Genomic DNA, 15,780 nt, shown 5'->3' on the forward strand with positions numbered 1-15,780 from the left:
CGATGAGCAAAACACACTCCAACCTTCTTGTCGGGCTGCTGGCGATCACGCTTGCCGTCCTGTCATATATCGCCTGGAGCCCTGCGGAGCCTGCCAAGGAGCGCTCGCCAGACTCCCAAAGCCAGTCAGCCTCCAACGATCCGCGCGAAGCCGTGCCGATGAATGCCGAACAGATGCAATTCGCACTCGCACAGATGCGCGGTTTCCTCGAAGCGGTCGAACGTCTCGAGGCTGCCGAGCGGGAAATGGATACCGAGACGATGGCCCGTATAGCAGGGGCGCATGGGCCCGGAAAAAATCAGGCTCCGCAAGGCTTCCGAGACCGACTCCCCGAAACCTTCCGTGCAATGAGCAGCGCCACGAGGGCATCATTCGCGGCGATGGAGAAAGATTTGTCGAACGGCGATCTCGATGCGTATAAGGCGACCCGGCTGGAGGCGTTGAGAACCTGTAACGCCTGCCACTCGTCTTTCCGTTTCGTTCTCGACCCCGATTGAGCCGTGGACGCCGTCGGCAAGCATGCGGTGACGTATCGATCCCCTTCCTTTCGCCCGCGCCGCATCCAAACCGGCGGCGTGACTTGGCAGACGGCGTCATCCCGGTTGCAAGGGGACAATGATCAACCGCATGTAATCGGCATCCCGGGTGACAAACGCTTGGCTGTGAATTAAGCGCTGTCCTTGGATGTTATGCGTGCCGAAATTTGCCTCCAGACGCAGCCCCGTGACCTTTGCGGTCATGGTGGTTGTGCTGCTCGCCAGCATCCTCGTCCCGCGCGGCTATATGGTTTCGCCATCCCCGACGGATGTCTTCGAGATCACGGCCTGTCCCGAAACCAACCCGCTCGCGCGGATTGTCGCGGATAGCCAAAGCCAGGAACACCGTCAGGCTCATGCAGCCATGGGCCATCACATGGATCCCGCCGACGACGATCCGTCCACCGGCACGTCCGGCAGTGATTGCGCGTTTGCCGGATTTGGCGCCCAGGGCCTGGCACAAGATGATCAACCATGGGGCGAACCGGCTCGCCTTCATGAAGCGCCGCAGCGCCCGCTGCACACCGCCAGTGCCGAACGGCGGCTGTTGAGATTGCGGCCTCCCCTGCGCGCGCCCCCCGTGAGCATCTGAAATCTTTCCTTTCAGACCCGGACGCTGGTCATCAGCCAGCGTTCGACCGCTCATGCGCAATTCGGATACATCCAATGGCTTTCAACACTCTTGGCAGAGCGCTCCTGCTCGCCTCCATTTCACTCGCCCCCTTCCACGCCGCCCTGGCGCAAGATCGCTCCGAGCAAGACAAGCCCGGCAAGACGCAGGTCGATCCGATCCTGACCGATACAATCGTGGTCAGCGCCGTGCGACCGGATCGCGCGGAACGGATCAGTGCGGACGAACTCGCCATGCCCGAGCAGATCGCTCTTCCGGCGGATGCCACCGCGATTGCCGCCCGCGTTCCCGGCGGTGCGTTCTTCGGCAACGGCGCGTTGTCGGGCCAGTTGTCATACAGAGGTCTGGCCGGGCAACGCGTCCTGGGACGGGTCAACGGTCAGCGCTTCGCAACGGGCGGGCCGAACGCGATGGACCCGCCGTTTCACTACGCGCCTTCCGTGCTTGTCGAGAGGATAGACGTTGCCCGCGGCGTCGCTCCGGTCTCCCAAGGCCCTTCGCTTGCAGGGGCTGTCAATGCTCAACTCTTCGAGACGGATTTCGCCGATGGCCCCGACTGGTCGACCGACCTGCGTTTCACCAGCCAGTATCGCAGCGTAGACAACAGCTACGCCCTTGGCGGCATGGCCGGCCTGTCGAACGAGAAATGGCGCATTGGCGTCATCGCCAGCCGCGAGGAAGGCGAGGATTACGACTTTCCCGGAGGCACGGCCGTCGGCACGTCTTTCGAGCGCAATCTCTACGGCGCCCATGCCGGCTTTCAGACCGGTTCGGGTGAGCTATTCCTCGAATACAGGCGCAGCGAAACCGACCCGACCGGCAACCCGCCTTTCTTTCTCGATATCGTGTTCTTCGACACCGACTTCGTCCAGGGCGGCTATCGCGGGGAGATTGCGCAAGACGTGCAGCTCACACTCAGGCTGGGCCATGTCGCCATACGTCACCTGATGGACAACCAGACCACTCGCGATCCCGTGGCCCCGCCGAATCGCGCGCGGGCGACATTCGCGGATGCCGACACGAGCACCGCGGAACTCGCCGTGCGTTTCGGCGAGACGGACTCCTATTTCCAGTTCGGAGCGGATACCGAATTGACCGACAAGTTCGTCACCATCACCAATCCGTTCAACCCTGCGTTCTTTCTGGAATCGCAGCCCAACGTCCAGGCGGAGCGGATCGGAGCGTTCGCCCAGTGGCGCGGCGCGGCCGGCAAGGCCGAGTTCGAGCTTGGCGCGCGGGTGGACAGCACGAACCAATCGGCCGGCGCACCGCAAGTGGGAGCGGCCGTGCCGATGGGTCCGCGCGGGCTCGCCGCTGCTTTCGCAGCCGCCGATCGCGAGACGCGGCAAACGACCGTGGACGCAGTTGTTCGAACATGGCTTCCGCTCGGCGACATCACGCCGCGCCTGACGCTTGCCAGGAAAGAGCGCGTGGCAAGCCTCCTGGAGAGGTTCGGCTGGCTACCGACCGAGGCGAGCTTCGGCCTTGCGGACGGCAATATCTATGTGGGCAATCTCGATCTCGAGCCGGAAACCGCCTGGATCGCCGAAATCGGATTCGATCTCGACACGGGCGGTTTTTCGCTGCGTCCGACGGCTTTCTACCGCCGTGTCGACGACTTCATCCAGGGCGTGCCCTTCGACGATAGCATCGGAGTGATCGACAGCCCTGTAGAGATGATCGCCTCGATGAACGGCGATCCCACACCGCTTCGCTTCGGCAATGTGGATGCGGAGCTCTTCGGGGTCGACCTGGATTTCGCGCTCAGGCCCATGGACCGGATCGAAGTGAACGGAACGGCCAGCTTCGTAAGGGGCAAGCGACGCGATGCGGACGACAACCTGTATCGCATACCGCCCGCCAATCTTCGCTTGTCGGCTGCCTATCGAGGCGATGACTTTTCTTTCGGCGCCGAATTGTTCGCGGCCGCCAGCCAGAACAAGGTTTCGGCTTTCAACGGCGAGGCACCGAGCGAATCCTTTGCAGTCGTTGGCCTCTTCGCACGATACGGCTTCGCCGATGGTCTTGCGCTGGAGGCGGGGGTCGAGAACCTGTTCGATGAGTTCTATCAGCCGCATCTCGCGGGCCGCAACCGCTTCGGGGCTTCCGATGTGCCGATGTTCGAAAGGCTGCCCGGCCCGGGCCGCGGTGTCTGGGCGCGATTGACGGGGCGCTTCTGAGGAGGCGCCCCCGAAAGGGCCCAAGAAACGTCGGCAATGATACGCCTGTTACCGATTGAGCCGCGCAACGTCGCCTGTTGCGCGGCCTTCGGCGCGGTCCCTGAAAGCAGCGACAAGTGCAGAGGTAGGTGGCGGAGCAGGAGGGATTCGAACCCTCGATACGGGGTTGCCGTATACACACTTTCCAGGCGTGCGCCTTCGACCACTCGGCCACTGCTCCGCGCTGCCATGGGGCAAGGCGCGGCTCCTAGCCATGAACCGCGCGGTTCGCAAGGCGCTCTGAGTGCGCGGGCGATGGGAAGCGCAGCGCGTTTGTGGTAAACGCATTGCTCAGGATGGCGCTGCGCGGAATGGCATTCCCTGCGAACGCCGCCTCGAAAACCCCTTTCCGCCCCCGAAAACGCGTGGAAAGGGGTTTTTGATTGCGCGCGGCCTGTGGCACATCCCTGCCCATGAGATATGTCGTTTTCGCAGCCGCTGCGGCTTTCGCCCTCCCTCTCCCGCTTTCCGCGCAGGATGCGCCTGTGCGCGCGAGCAGCGCAGTGGTAGCGCAGACAAAGCCCCAGCCCGGCCCCGCCGACATCGTCAACGCCGCGCCGCAGGAGGACTGGGTGGTGATCCCGCCCGAGGACCTGCTGGTGATGACGCTCGCGCCGGACGCCGAGGGGAACGCGCGCAAGGTCGTGATCCAGCTGATGCCGCCACCCTTCAGCCAGGGCTGGACCGGCAATATCCGCCTGCTCGCGCGCGAGCGCTGGTACGACGGGACAAGCGTCAACCGGGTGCAAGACAATTACGTCGTCCAATGGGGCGATCCGAATTACGACAATCCGGAAGCCGACGGTAAGGCAAAGCCGCTGCCGGATGGGCTGCGGGTAATGGATGAAAGCGCCTATATCACCAGCCTTCCACAGCGGGTGCAGGAGGCGCTCGAAAGCAATCTTCGCCGCAGGCTGAGCGAGAGAATGGCACATGACGGGATCGAGAGCGACGGGTCCCGCTCCTCCAATCCCAGCGAGGAGCAGAAAGCCGATGCGTTTCTCGCCGATCCCTATGCCGCTATGCATTCGTGGTTCGCGGGCTGGCCGTTCGCGCTCGACCCCAATCGGCAGAGCGTCGGCAACGGGAAGCCGATGGCCTGGCCCGTCCACTGCTACGGCATGGTCGGCGTCGGGCGGAATCTGTCGCCCGACACGGGCTCTGGCGCGGAGCTCTACACCGTGATCGGCCACGCGCCGCGCCATCTCGATCGCAACATCGCGCTTGTCGGGCGGGTGATCGGGGGGATGGAGTACCTCTCCAGCCTGCCGCGCGGGTCGGGCGCGCTCGGCTTCTACAGCGCCGAGGAGCGGGACAAGCGCACGCCGATCCTCTCGATCCGTATCGCCAGCGACCTGCCCGAGGAGGAACGGCCGCTCTACGAATATCTCTCGACCGAGAGCGATACCTTCGCCCACTATGCCGAAGCGCGCGCCAATCGGCGCGACCCGTTCTTCATCGTGCCGGCAGGCGGCGCGGATATCTGCAACATTCCCGTGCCGGTGCGCGCGTTCGAATACGCGGACGACGAGTGAGCGATAGCCTCGCCGCGACCCTTCCCCTGACGCGCTGGGAGGGCGAGCGGGGCACTTATCACCTCGTCACATTCACCGGCGCCCAGGCCGAGGAACTGGCCGCGCGGGCGATGATGGAACGGCTCGAAACAGGCCGGGCGCGCGGCTTCGGATCGCTCAAGGTGACGGCGCGGATCGGGGCGAGCGAATGGCGCACCTCTATCTTTCCGCAAAAGGGCAAGGCCGAGTGGATACTGCTGGTCTCGCGCACAGTCATCCGCGCCGAAGACCTCGCGCCCGGCGACCCCGCCCACGTCACCCTCACCTTTTGAGGGAACGCAGGCCCAAGTCCCTCATTAACCTATGTATGACGGACCAAGCAGATCGCGCGGGAACGTCCCCGCAGCCCCGCCCAGACCACTTTCGCGCGCGCAATCCGCGGGCCGCTTCGGCCGGGCCCTTCGCGCGTTTCTTCCGCCGTCGCGGCGCGCTCGACCTGACCCGCGATGCGTCCGGCCACCGCCGCTATGCCTGGCTGCATGAGGATATGCTGACATGAAAATCGCCGACCGCAAGGAATTCGCCAGCAAGGCCCCGCCGCTCACCGTGACGCCCGAGACGATGGTCTATGATGCTGTCACCCAGATGGCGGAAAAGAATTTCGGCTCGGTCATCGTCACCGACGGCGATCGGCGCGTGCTCGGCGTGATGACCGAACGCGACATCTTCCGCCGCGTGATCGGGGCAAGCCGCGACCCAAAGACGACTCCGGTGAGCGAAGTGATGACCACCGAGGTGCGCATGGCGCACAAGGACGACAACGTGCTCGACTGGTTGCAGGTGATGTCGAACGAACGCTTTCGCCGCCTGCCGGTGGTGGACGAGGATAACCGGCTCGTCGCGGTCATGAGCCAGGGAGACTTCGTTAGCTATACCTGGCCGCAGCTCCTCACCCAGTTCTCGCAGATGGCGCAGGCGACGCTGACGCCCGCATTCAACCCGCTGATGATCGTCTTCGGCGGACTGGTCTATGCCGTGGCGGTCGTGCTGATCGTGCTCGCCTTCGTCGGATAGCCTAAATCCGCTCGGCCTGTGCCACGGCATCGCTTGCGCGTAGCGCCGAAAGGATGCGGGTCAAGTGGGCAAGGTCCTGAACTTCGGCATCGATCTTGTAGCTCGTGAAGGGATGATCGAGCTGTGTCTGGTCCAGGCTGGTCACGTTCGCCTTGTTCTGGGCGAAGATTCCCGCCATTTCGGCAAGCGTGCCCGGTCGGTCGTAGAGCGTCACGCCGAGCCGGCCGACCGCTCCCTGCGAACGCTTGCCCCAGCTGAGATCGAGCCAGTCGGTATCGACCCCGTTCGCCAGATCGAGGCAGTCGATCGCATGGACCAGCACGGGTTCGCCCTTGCGCCTGATACCCACGATGCGGTCGCCGGGCACGGGGTGGCAGCAGGTCGCGAGTTCGAAGGCCACACCGGGCGTGAGCCCGCGGATCGAGATCACCTTTTCCCGGCTCGGCCACTCCTCGTCTTCCTCAAGATCGGCAGTGCAGCCCGGGACGAGCGCCTCCATCACCTCGCGGTCTGTCAGCTTGGCCGCACCGATGGCAAACATGAGGTCCTCGGGCTCTTCCATCTCGAGCCGTTCGAGCGCGGCCTTGATCGCCTTCTTGCCGATGCGCGCCGGCACGCGGGAGGCGATCTCGTCGAACAGCTTTTCCCCGATCGAGGCGACTTCGGCGCGTTCCTTGAGCCGCACCTGCCGCCGGATCGCAGCGCGCGCCTTGCCGGTGACGACGAAGCCGAGCCATGACAGTTGCGGCTCGGCATTCGAACCCTTTATGATTTCCACCACGTCCCCGTTGTCGAGCGGCGTGCGCAGCGGCATGTGCCGTCCGTTGATCTTCGCGCCGACCGTGGCAAGTCCGAGATCGGTGTGCACCGCGAAAGCGAAATCGACCGAGGTCGCGCCCTTGGGCAGCTGGAACAGCGCGCCCTTGGGTGTGAAGGCGAAAATCCGGTCCTGGTAGATCGCCATGCGCGTGTGTTCGAGCAGTTCTTCGGCATCGTGGCTTGCATCGACGATCTCGATCAGGTCGCGCAGCCAGCCCACCTGACCGTCGGCACGGTCGTGCTGCTTGTAGGCCCAGTGCGCGGCCAGGCCGAATTCGTTGCGCCGATGCATCTCGCGGGTGCGAATCTGGACTTCGACCCGCATCGAATCCTCGTACATGAGCGAGGTGTGCAAGCTGCGATAGCCGTTGGTCTTGGGCGTTGAGATGTAATCCTTGAACCGCCCGGGCAAAAATTGCCACGTCGTATGCAGCACGCCCAGAGCGCGGTAGCAGTCCGCTTCGCTTTCGGTGATGACGCGAAAGGCCATGATGTCGGTCACCTGCTCGAAGGAGACGTGCCGCTCGCTCATCTTGGTCCAGATCGAATAGGGATGTTTCTCGCGCCCCATGACCTCGACCTTCAGGCCCGCCTCGGCCAGCGCCTGCTTGATCTTGAGAGCGATCGCATCGACCTGCCCGCCGTCCTGGCTGCGCAGCTGTTCGAGCCTCTTGGTGATCGTCGTATAGGCCTCGGGCTCGAGCTCGCGAAAGGCGAGCGCCTGCATCTCGCGCATATATTCGTACATGCCCACGCGCTCGGCCAGGGGGGCATAGATATCCATCGTCTCGCGCGCGATGCGCTGGCGCTTCTCCGGCTTCTTGATGAAATGGAGCGTGCGCATGTTGTGCAGCCGGTCGGCGAGCTTGACCAGCAGGACGCGGATGTCCTCGCTCATGGCGAGTAGGAACTTGCGCAGGTTCTCCGCCGCCCGCTCGTTTTCGGGCATGGCCTCGATCTTGGACAGCTTGGTGACGCCATCGACCAGCCGCGCCACTTCGGGCCCGAAATGCGCCTCGATGTCGTCGATCGTCGCCAGCGTGTCCTCGACCGTGTCGTGGAGCAGGGCGGTGATGATCGTTTCCTGGTCGAGCTGGAGGTCGGTCATCAGCCCGGCGACTTCGACCGGGTGGCTGAAATAGGGATCGCCGCTGGCGCGCTTCTGGGTGCCGTGCTTCTGCACGGTATAGACATAGGCACGATTGAGCGCCGCCTCATCGGCGTCGGGATCGTAGGTCTTGACCCTTTCGACGAGTTCGTACTGGCGCAACATCGCTTGCGAATATGTGCCGCGCAGGCGCTCTCGGCAAGCGCTAAGGGGGCATCAGCTCCAGGTGGCTCTGGGCGGCAGGCTCATCAGGATGGCATCGACATTGCCGCCGGTCTTGAGCCCGAAGATCGTGCCGCGGTCATAGACCAGGTTGAATTCGGCATAGCGGCCCCGGTATTCGAGCTGGCGCGCCTCGTCGGCGGCGTCGAAGTCCTGCCCCATGCGCTTCCTCACCAGCTTCGGGAAAATATCGAGGAAGGCCTTGCCGACATCCTGCGTGAAGGCGAAATTGCGCTCGAAGCTTGCGTCATAGGTGCATTCGAGATGGTCGTAGAAAATGCCGCCGACACCGCGATGTGTTTCACGGTGGGGAATGTAGAAATAATCGTCCGCCCACTTCTTGTAGCGTTCGTAATAGGTCGGGTTGTGAGCGGCGCAGGCAGCGCGCATGGCCGCGTGGAAATCCTCGGTGTCCTCTGCGTAAGGGATCGGCGGGTTGAGATCCGCCCCGCCGCCGAACCATGCCTTTGCCGTCGTCAGGAAACGCGTGTTCATGTGGACTGCGGGAACGTGCGGGTTCGTCATGTGCGCGACCAGGCTGATGCCGGTGGCGGTGAAGCCCGGCGCCTCGGCGCTCGCGCCGTTCACCTGGCCTGCGAATTCCTTGGAGAAACTGCCGCGCACGGTCGAGACATTGACCCCGACCTTCTCGAACACGCGGCCCTTCATCAGGCCCTGAACGCCGCCGCCGGGGTCATCATTGCCCTCTTCCTCGCGGTCCCACGGCGTGTAATGGAAAGATGCGTCGGATCCCGCCTCGCGCTCGATCGCCTCGAATTCCGCGCAGATCGAATCGCGCAGTGCCTCGAACCATTCCTTCGCCCGCGCCGTGTGGGCAGCCCATTCGCTCATCCGTGATCCCCGTCTCTCTGCTCGGCGCGGACAATCACGATGCACACCCGGCCTGTCAATCGGCTTTGACAGGCCGGCAGGCCAATTCGGTGGACTTAGCACACGTCGCCCGGCCGGGGCCTTGCCTTTACGCGCCAGCCGCGCCAGAGGGGCGACATGGTTCCCGTTTCGTTCGCCCCTTTCGAACTTGCCGGAGAGGAATTCGCCCTCACGAAGAGCGGCGCGCTCTACTGGCCGCGCGAGCGCGCGCTGCTGGTCGCGGACCTGCATCTCGAAAAGGGCAGCTGGCATGCCCGCCACGGCGCGCTGCTGCCGCCCTATGACAGCCGCGAGACGCTTGAGCGGCTGGCCGATGCAGTGAAGGCCACGGGTGCGCGGCGGGTGATCACGCTGGGCGACAATTTCCATGACGATTCGGGCACACAAAGGCTCGATTCCTACTGCGCCGGAATGCTCGAATCGCTTACTCGGGCGCTCGACTGGGTCTGGATCACGGGCAATCACGATGCGGGCCAGCACCGCGCTTTCGGGGCGCAGCTTGCCGAGGAGCTGGAAATCGACGGCATCGTTCTCAGGCACGAAGCGCGGCCAGGCGAGAGCCGGGCGGAGTTGTCCGGCCATTTCCACCCCAAGATGCGGATGAAAGTGCGCGAACGGCACATTGCCCGCGCCTGCGGTGTGGTAAGCCGGTCGGCGAGCGCCGAGCGCATGATCCTGCCGGCCTTCGGGACATATACGGGCGGGATGGATGCAGGCGCGCCTGAAATCCTTGCCGCCTTGAGCCCCGCGCGGGAGATCGACGCCGTGATGACCGCGAAGGATCGGCTGGTCCGCTTTCCGCTCTGGCGCGAGGCGGCCTGAGACTCCATCTGGCGTTTCGCCGCAATTCCGCCTACATTATGCCCTTGGAACATCAGCAACAGGAGATTCTCACATAGCCCGTCCACCCCGGCGTTCGATGGCCCCGCCCGTCAAAAGCGGCCCTCGCTACGATCAATTCATCCAGGTTCCCAAGGTCCGCGTCATCGATGACGAGGGCGAGAATCTCGGAGTCATGTACACCCGCGAAGCTGTCGAGCAGGCCCAGGAGAAAGGCCTGAACCTCGTCGAAGTGTCCCCCAATGCGGACCCGCCGGTGTGCAAGTTCCTCGATGTCGGCAAATACCGCTACGAAGCCCAGAAAAAGGCCAATGCGGCGCGCAAGACGCAGAAGACGCAGGACATCAAGGAAGTGAAGATGCGTCCGAACATCGACACGCATGATTATGACGTGAAGATGAAGAACGTGAACAAGTTCATCGAGAACGGCGACAAGGTGAAGGTCACGCTGCGCTTTCGTGGGCGCGAGATGGCGCACCAGCATCTCGGCATGGACCTGCTCAAGCGGGTCCAGACCGATGTCGAGGAAATCGCCAAGGTCGAAGCCTTCCCCCGCCTCGAAGGCCGCCAGATGCTCATGGTGCTGGCACCGAAATAGGTCCCGCGCGATTCCCGCAAGCCTCCCGGCTCGGCACCTGCCGGGCCGGAAGGCTTGCGTGCGCTTGCTCCACGTGGAACAAATAAAGAACATAGGTGCGGTGGACGCATGCCGTCGCCTCACGCCGTTCGTCGTCGACGAACGGCGTGGCCGCCTCGACAAAGCACACAATGAAACCGATGGCCGGGAACATCCGTAAGCTTTTCCGGGGTATACGGACTGCAAGGGCGTTCGCGGGAAACTCCAGTCCCGCGTTCCGCCCGGCGCGCCTGCGAGTCCCCGCCGTCAGGCGCGCCCCGATTACCAGTGCAAGGCGCTCCTCTTTGCGGGGCGCAAGCGACCGAAGCGGCCCGGCATGAAGGACCGCAAGACATGAAGGACAGGCAGACGTGACGAGATTCCCCCTCCCCGCCCCGCACGCCCTCACCGCGCTTGTCGCGCTCGCCGCCGCCGCGCTCGGCACACCGCTTGGCGCGCAGGAGCCGCTCGCGGTCGATCCGCAGTATCGCACCTTCGTGCCCAAGGATGATCCGAACAAGGACGGCATCGACTATTCGATCTGGACCGAGGCGATGAAGAACCTCGTCGTCTCGATGGGCCCGTCCTTGCGCGAAGGCGCGGGCCGCCCCGACCCGAGCTTCGGCACACGCCGCCAGTACGGCCATGTCTCGCGCTATCGGCTCGAAGGCAGCAGGCTGATGTTCAGCTTCCTCGACGACGAAGTCATCGACAGCTTCACCGAATATCGCCGCGACCTCGAGGCGACGGCGGACAAGGTCGACATCCAGAAGCTGTCGCGCAACGAACAGCTCGCCTACTGGATCAACCTGCACAATGTCGCGGTGACCGAACAGATCGCGAAGCAATGGCCCGTGCGCCAGCCGCGCGAGATGGAAGTGGACGGCGTCAAGCTCGACGAGGCTAAGTTCATCACGGTCGAGGGCATCGCCCTCTCCCCGCGCGACATCCGCGAGAACATCGTCTATCCCAACTGGCGCGATCCCAAGGTGATCTACGGCTTCTGGCGCGGCGAGATCGGCGGCCCGTCGATCCAGCGCGAGGCCTTCAACGCCGAGAACGTCGCGCGCCTGCTCGAAAAAAGCGCGCGCGAATTCGTCAATTCGCTGCGCGGTACGGAAAAGGCGGGCGACACGCTGGAAGTGTCCGAACTCTACCGCGAGGCCGCGCCCTTCTACTTTTCCGATTTCGAGCGCGACCTGCGCGCGCACCTGCGCGAATATGCGCAGCCCAAGGTCGTCGCCATTCTCGATGAAACAGACAAGCTCGAGGCGTCGATCCGCGAATGGGACATCGCTGATCTCGCCGGCGGAGTGCGCGAGCCGACCTATCAGAACATCCAGAACGCGCAGGGCGACCAGGTGAGTTCGCGCATCCCGCAAAGCATGGCGCGGCTTCTCGCCCAGCGCGAACGCAAGTTCGAGAAGATCATCCGCGAAGGGCGCACCGGCACGGTCACGTTCAGCAATCTCAGGCTTCCCAACGGGGATGAGAACGATGGCGAGGTCGAATAACGCCCGCGCGGGCACCGCTCAGCAGGGCGCTTTTCCAAGCGCGGGATAAGGGTAGTAAAACTTTGCCTCGCGGCCCGGCATCGCTATCGTCGGCGCGATGGCAGACTACCTTGCATGGCCCCTTGCACTCCTTGCCGCCGTCGCCGTGCCATGCGCGGGGGCCCGTGCCGAGCCTCCCGCAAGTCCCTCCGCTGCCGATCCGGACGATCCGGGCCGCTACGACACCTTCGTCCCGAGGGCCGACCGTCGCCGGCACCGTATCGATTACGCGGTATGGACCGAAGCGCTCGATGCCTTCGTGGTCGACATGGGTCCGCCGCTTCGCAAGATGCCCCTTCCCGACTCCGCTCCGCTGGGCACACGGATGCGGATCGGGCACAATTCGATCTACCGCCTTGACGGGGCGATGGTCGGATTTTCCCTGATGGATCGCGAGATTATCGCGAACATCGCGCAATATCGTCGCGACCTCGAGGCAGTCGCCGACGAACTCGACATCCAGTCGCTCCCACGCAATGAACAGCTTGCCTACTGGCTCAACCTGCACAATGTCGCGATGGTCGAGATGATCGCGGCGAACTGGCCCGAGCGCCAGCCGCGTGAGATCGAGCTGGACGACGCTCCGCTCGACGAGGCGCGCTTCATCACCGTCGAGGGCGTGGCCCTTTCCCCGCGCGAGATCCGCGAGAATATCGTCTTCGCAAACTGGAAAAGCCCGGAAGTCTTTTACGGTTTCTGGCGCGGCGAGATCGGCGGCCCGGCCATGCAACGCACCGCCTTCGAGGGGCGCGATGTTGCCCTGCAGCTGGAGCGCGCGGCGGAGGAATTCGTCAATTCGCGGCGCGGGACGGAAAAGCGCGGAGGCACCCTGCATGTCTCCGAGTATTACGCCGAAATCGCACGCTTCTTCTTCCCCGATTTCGACGCGGACCTGCGCGAGCATCTCGAGAAATATGCGCAAGGCAAGGTCGCCGAGATGCTGCAGGAGACCGAACGACTGAAACCGAGCCTGCACGAACGCGACATCGCCGATCTCGCCGGCGGCAGGCGGAACAATGCGTTCTTTGCCAACGGGAGGCTTGATCCAGGCGCTGCCCGCCTGCTCGCCCTGCGCCAGCGCAAGCTCGAATATGTCAGGCGCGAGCTCCCGCCCGAAGGCCGCGTCTTCTTCAGCAATATCGACCTTCCCGGAGATCCCGAGAACAAGGGCGAAGTGGAATAGGCGAGATAGGACTCTGCGCTGCGCGTTTCGCGATCTTCCGCGGCGTCTTTCGCAAGTCGCCGCTCAATAACCAAGCGCCGCCGTCGGGTGACTTGGTGCGCGCTCATCTCGCCACTTATGCCGAGGAGGATCTTGAGCGCATCCTCGCCGGGACGACCCGCACCGAAGCGATGATCCGGGAACACGAAATCGCCGACATGGCCGGTGGCTCACGTCCGGCGAGCTATCTGTTCGCCTCCTCTGTGCCCGGCGGGTCCGGGCGCGATCTGCCCACAGGCTCGCACCGCCTGGGTATCGCGATTGCCCTGCTCATGCGCGAGCGGGAGAACAAGCTGGCGAACATGCGGCGCAAGGGGGAGCCGACTTACCGAATCTATTTTTCGAACATCGATCTACCGGGCGACGATCCGAACAAGAACGCGGTCCGTTAGGGCCGTTCGCAAAGCGGCGGGCGTCACCGCGCCCCGTGCGACGCGTCCCTATTCGAAGATCGCATCAAGGCTCGGCGCGTGAACCATCGCGCGTTGCCTGCGCGCGAATTTCCACCAGAAATGGGCCGTCGCCCCGCCAGTTAGCGCGCCGAAGACTCCAAGTAGCGCACTCATGGCCGGGAACTCGCCGAAAAAGGCGTGAGACACAGTGGCGACCGACAGGGTGCCGAGGATGACACCGGGGACGACATAGGCGCGCCGGGTCTCACGACCGGTGCGGTGCAGCCAGGCAGTGAGCGGCCAGCCGAACACCGCCAGCCCCGTGCCCGCCGCAAGCAATCCGGTCCCGAAAGGCATGACGATGACCATGAGAGCCCTGCCCGGATCATCGCCTATGGTGCCCGTCGCAGCGGCAATCGCCACCAGCGTCGGCAGGCCGGTTCCCACCAGCGCGCCCATTGCGGCGGCCTTCGCCCCGGCCAGCAGGCTTGCCCTTGCGTCCATGCTCCGCGATTAGTGAGCGAGCAGGGCGCCATTGGCAAGCATCGCCATCGCGCTTGAGGGGTATGGCAGGGGAACGCAACGGCCATGGACGCAAAGCGGATCGGACTGTTCCTGGGCCCGCTCGCCTTCGCATTGACCGTGGTGACACAGCCCCCTGCCGCAATGCCCGGCGAAGCGTGGCTTGTCGCCGGGCTCGTCGTGTGGATGGCAAGCTGGTGGATGACCGAGGCCGTCCCGCTCACGGTTACGGCGTTGCTTCCCTTTGTCGTCCTGCCTTTCGGCGGTGTGTCGACCGCCGCCGAAACGGCCAGCACCTATTATTCACCGATCCTGTTCCTGCTGCTGGGCGGTGCCTTCATCGCGCTTTGCATAGAGCGCACCGGATTGCACAAGCGCCTCAGCCTCGCGATCCTGCAACTGGTCGGGGCCGGTGGGGGCAAGACGCAGCTCCTGCTGGCCTTCATGATCGCAGCAGCCCTGCTGTCGATGCTGATTTCGAACACCTCGACGACTCTCATCATGACGCCGATGGCGCTGGCCGTGCTGGCGGGGGGAGAGGCGCTTTCCGATACGGGAAAGAGCACTCCTGCCGGCCGGGCCGAAGGCGACGCAGCGCCTGAAAAGGACGGTCTTTCCGGCGCGCTGCCCATGGGTATCGCGTTTGCCTCCTCGATCGGCGGGCTGGGCACGATCGTCGGCTCGCCCACCAATGCCATCGCTATCGGCCTGCTCGACACCGGCATCGGGATGCGCATCAGCTTCGCTCAGTGGACGCTTTACGGCCTTCCCATCGTTATCCTCGGCGTTCCGCTCGCGGCGTGGATCATCGCCCGGTTCCAGCGCGTTGCGGAGCATCCCTTCGATGTCGTCGCAGCGCGCGCGGCGATTGCCTGCAAGCCCGACTGGAGCACGCCCGAGGTCAGGCTGACGGCAATCGTCGCGCTCACCTTCCTCGCCTGGATGACACGTCCGCTGGTGACACCCTACCTGCCCGATGCTTCGTGGGGCGACGGCACGATCGCCATCATCGCGAGCTTTGCGCTGTTCCTCCTGCCCGACGGAACCGGGCGGCCGCTGCTGGTCTGGCGCGAAGCGGATCGCGCTCCCTGGGGTATGATCCTGATGTTCGGCGGCGGCCTGGCGCTCGCCGGAGGTATGCAACGGTCCGGCCTTGCCGAATGGCTCGGACAGGCGCTCCTCCCGCTGGGCGGCTGGCCGCTCCCGATGGTCGCGCTGGCCATCGTCGCGATGATCATCGTCGTCACCGAATTCGCCAGCAATGTCGCAACCGCCAGCGCGATCATCCCGGTCGTCGCCGCGCTGACGGTTGCGCTCGGCGCGGACCCGATCCTGCTCGCCATGCCCGCCGCGCTCGCGTCCAGCTGGGGCTTCATGCTGCCGGCCGGGACGGGCCCCAACGCAATCGCCTGGAGCACCGGGCGCATCCGGATCGAACGCATGGTCGGTGCGGGGCTGGTGCTCGATCTCGTCGGCGTGGTGCTGATCGTCGCGGGGGTGTGGGCAGTGGCCGCGCTGGTCTAGCCGATGCCTTGCGCGCCCAGACCCGCCGCGATAATTCGAGGCAGCGAGTCCCGCGCAAGGGAGATGCGTTCCTGCGGAGGTTAGGAACGGGCGCCCC

At 64.5% G+C, this 15,780-nt stretch carries 15 protein-coding genes and 1 tRNA gene; 12 read left to right on the forward strand and 4 right to left on the reverse strand.

What is annotated here, in order from left to right; translation table 11 throughout:
* The first annotated feature begins 2 nt into the window (after positions 1 to 2).
* From RIB52_RS01185 to RIB52_RS01195, 3 genes are all read left to right on the forward strand, one after another.
* Positions 3 to 497, forward strand: a complete 495-nt coding sequence (locus tag RIB52_RS01185) for a hypothetical protein (protein ID WP_350172075.1) — start codon at positions 3 to 5, stop codon at positions 495 to 497.
* Between the two features lie 226 nt (positions 498 to 723).
* Positions 724 to 1,128, forward strand: coding sequence for a DUF2946 family protein (locus RIB52_RS01190; RefSeq protein ID WP_350172077.1), 405 nt, complete (start codon positions 724 to 726; stop codon positions 1,126 to 1,128).
* Positions 1,129 to 1,202: 74 nt separating this feature from the next.
* Complete coding sequence (locus RIB52_RS01195; protein ID WP_350172079.1) at positions 1,203 to 3,347, forward strand: TonB-dependent receptor; 2,145 nt, start codon at positions 1,203 to 1,205, stop codon at positions 3,345 to 3,347.
* A 129-nt stretch (positions 3,348 to 3,476) separates the two neighbouring features.
* Here RIB52_RS01195 and RIB52_RS01200 read toward each other — a convergent pair.
* Positions 3,477 to 3,567 (reverse strand) — tRNA-Ser (locus tag RIB52_RS01200).
* A 232-nt stretch (positions 3,568 to 3,799) separates the two neighbouring features.
* On the opposite strand from RIB52_RS01200, the gene RIB52_RS01205 reads away from it, so the two are divergent.
* The 3 genes from RIB52_RS01205 (at position 3,800) to RIB52_RS01215 (ending at position 5,974) form a co-directional block, all read left to right on the forward strand.
* Positions 3,800 to 4,921, forward strand: a complete 1,122-nt coding sequence (locus RIB52_RS01205; RefSeq protein WP_350172081.1) for a peptidylprolyl isomerase — start codon at positions 3,800 to 3,802, stop codon at positions 4,919 to 4,921.
* Positions 4,918 to 5,232, forward strand: coding sequence for a DUF1905 domain-containing protein (locus RIB52_RS01210; protein WP_350172083.1), 315 nt, complete (start codon positions 4,918 to 4,920; stop codon positions 5,230 to 5,232). The genes RIB52_RS01205 and RIB52_RS01210 overlap by 4 nt, the downstream gene beginning before the upstream one ends.
* Positions 5,233 to 5,455: 223 nt before the next feature.
* Positions 5,456 to 5,974, forward strand: coding sequence for a CBS domain-containing protein (locus RIB52_RS01215; protein ID WP_350172085.1), 519 nt, complete (start codon positions 5,456 to 5,458; stop codon positions 5,972 to 5,974).
* 1 nt (position 5,975) lies between these two features.
* Here the strand turns inward: RIB52_RS01215 and RIB52_RS01220 are convergent, their stop codons facing one another.
* Together RIB52_RS01220 and hemF are read right to left on the reverse strand one after the other, a co-directional pair.
* Positions 5,976 to 8,066, reverse strand: a complete 2,091-nt coding sequence (locus RIB52_RS01220) for a RelA/SpoT family protein (RefSeq protein ID WP_350172087.1) — start codon at positions 8,064 to 8,066, stop codon at positions 5,976 to 5,978.
* A gap of 51 nt (positions 8,067 to 8,117) precedes the next feature.
* Positions 8,118 to 8,975, reverse strand: a complete 858-nt coding sequence (gene hemF / locus RIB52_RS01225; protein WP_350172089.1) for an oxygen-dependent coproporphyrinogen oxidase — start codon at positions 8,973 to 8,975, stop codon at positions 8,118 to 8,120.
* 156 nt (positions 8,976 to 9,131) lie between these two features.
* On the opposite strand from hemF, the gene pdeM reads away from it, so the two are divergent.
* From pdeM to RIB52_RS01250, 5 genes are all read left to right on the forward strand, one after another.
* Positions 9,132 to 9,836, forward strand: coding sequence for a ligase-associated DNA damage response endonuclease PdeM (gene pdeM / locus RIB52_RS01230; protein ID WP_350172091.1), 705 nt, complete (start codon positions 9,132 to 9,134; stop codon positions 9,834 to 9,836).
* 97 nt (positions 9,837 to 9,933) lie between these two features.
* Positions 9,934 to 10,452, forward strand: a complete 519-nt coding sequence (infC, locus tag RIB52_RS01235; protein ID WP_350172093.1) for a translation initiation factor IF-3 — start codon at positions 9,934 to 9,936, stop codon at positions 10,450 to 10,452.
* A gap of 389 nt (positions 10,453 to 10,841) precedes the next feature.
* Positions 10,842 to 11,984 (forward strand): DUF547 domain-containing protein, encoded by a 1,143-nt coding sequence (locus tag RIB52_RS01240; protein ID WP_350172095.1) that lies wholly within the window; start codon positions 10,842 to 10,844, stop codon positions 11,982 to 11,984.
* 97 nt (positions 11,985 to 12,081) lie between these two features.
* Positions 12,082 to 13,206 carry a DUF547 domain-containing protein gene (locus tag RIB52_RS01245; RefSeq protein ID WP_350172097.1) on the forward strand — a complete coding sequence of 375 codons (1,125 nt, stop codon included), beginning with the start codon at positions 12,082 to 12,084 and terminating at the stop codon, positions 13,204 to 13,206.
* A gap of 92 nt (positions 13,207 to 13,298) precedes the next feature.
* On the forward strand, positions 13,299 to 13,637 hold the full coding sequence (locus RIB52_RS01250; protein WP_350172099.1) for a hypothetical protein: 339 nt from the start codon (positions 13,299 to 13,301) through the stop codon (positions 13,635 to 13,637).
* Between the two features lie 48 nt (positions 13,638 to 13,685).
* Here RIB52_RS01250 and RIB52_RS01255 read toward each other — a convergent pair whose 3' ends face one another.
* On the reverse strand, positions 13,686 to 14,141 hold the full coding sequence (locus RIB52_RS01255; protein ID WP_350172101.1) for a hypothetical protein: 456 nt from the start codon (positions 14,139 to 14,141) through the stop codon (positions 13,686 to 13,688).
* Between the two features lie 84 nt (positions 14,142 to 14,225).
* Between RIB52_RS01255 and RIB52_RS01260 the strand changes: the two genes are divergently transcribed.
* Positions 14,226 to 15,683 carry an SLC13 family permease gene (locus tag RIB52_RS01260; protein WP_350172103.1) on the forward strand — a complete coding sequence of 486 codons (1,458 nt, stop codon included), beginning with the start codon at positions 14,226 to 14,228 and terminating at the stop codon, positions 15,681 to 15,683.
* Positions 15,684 to 15,780: the final 97 nt, after the last annotated feature.

This window comes from Erythrobacter sp., assembly GCF_040217515.1.
Lineage (GTDB): Bacteria > Pseudomonadota > Alphaproteobacteria > Sphingomonadales > Sphingomonadaceae > Erythrobacter.

Bases quoted from the DNA above. Each gene is read 5' to 3' on its own strand.
- RIB52_RS01185 (WP_350172075.1), top strand. From the start codon at position 3: ATGAGCAAAACACACTCCAACCTTCTTGTCGGGCTGCTGGCGATCACG.
- RIB52_RS01195 (WP_350172079.1), top strand. From the start codon at position 1,203: ATGGCTTTCAACACTCTTGGCAGAGCGCTCCTGCTCGCCTCCATTTCA.
- RIB52_RS01205 (WP_350172081.1), top strand. From the start codon at position 3,800: ATGAGATATGTCGTTTTCGCAGCCGCTGCGGCTTTCGCCCTCCCTCTC.
- RIB52_RS01215 (WP_350172085.1), top strand. From the start codon at position 5,456: ATGAAAATCGCCGACCGCAAGGAATTCGCCAGCAAGGCCCCGCCGCTC.
- RIB52_RS01220 (WP_350172087.1), bottom strand. From the start codon at position 8,066: ATGTTGCGCCAGTACGAACTCGTCGAAAGGGTCAAGACCTACGATCCC.
- hemF (WP_350172089.1), bottom strand. From the start codon at position 8,975: ATGAGCGAATGGGCTGCCCACACGGCGCGGGCGAAGGAATGGTTCGAG.
- pdeM (WP_350172091.1), top strand. From the start codon at position 9,132: ATGGTTCCCGTTTCGTTCGCCCCTTTCGAACTTGCCGGAGAGGAATTC.
- infC (WP_350172093.1), top strand. From the start codon at position 9,934: ATGGCCCCGCCCGTCAAAAGCGGCCCTCGCTACGATCAATTCATCCAG.
- RIB52_RS01245 (WP_350172097.1), top strand. From the start codon at position 12,082: ATGGCAGACTACCTTGCATGGCCCCTTGCACTCCTTGCCGCCGTCGCC.
- RIB52_RS01255 (WP_350172101.1), bottom strand. From the start codon at position 14,141: ATGGACGCAAGGGCAAGCCTGCTGGCCGGGGCGAAGGCCGCCGCAATG.
- RIB52_RS01260 (WP_350172103.1), top strand. From the start codon at position 14,226: ATGGACGCAAAGCGGATCGGACTGTTCCTGGGCCCGCTCGCCTTCGCA.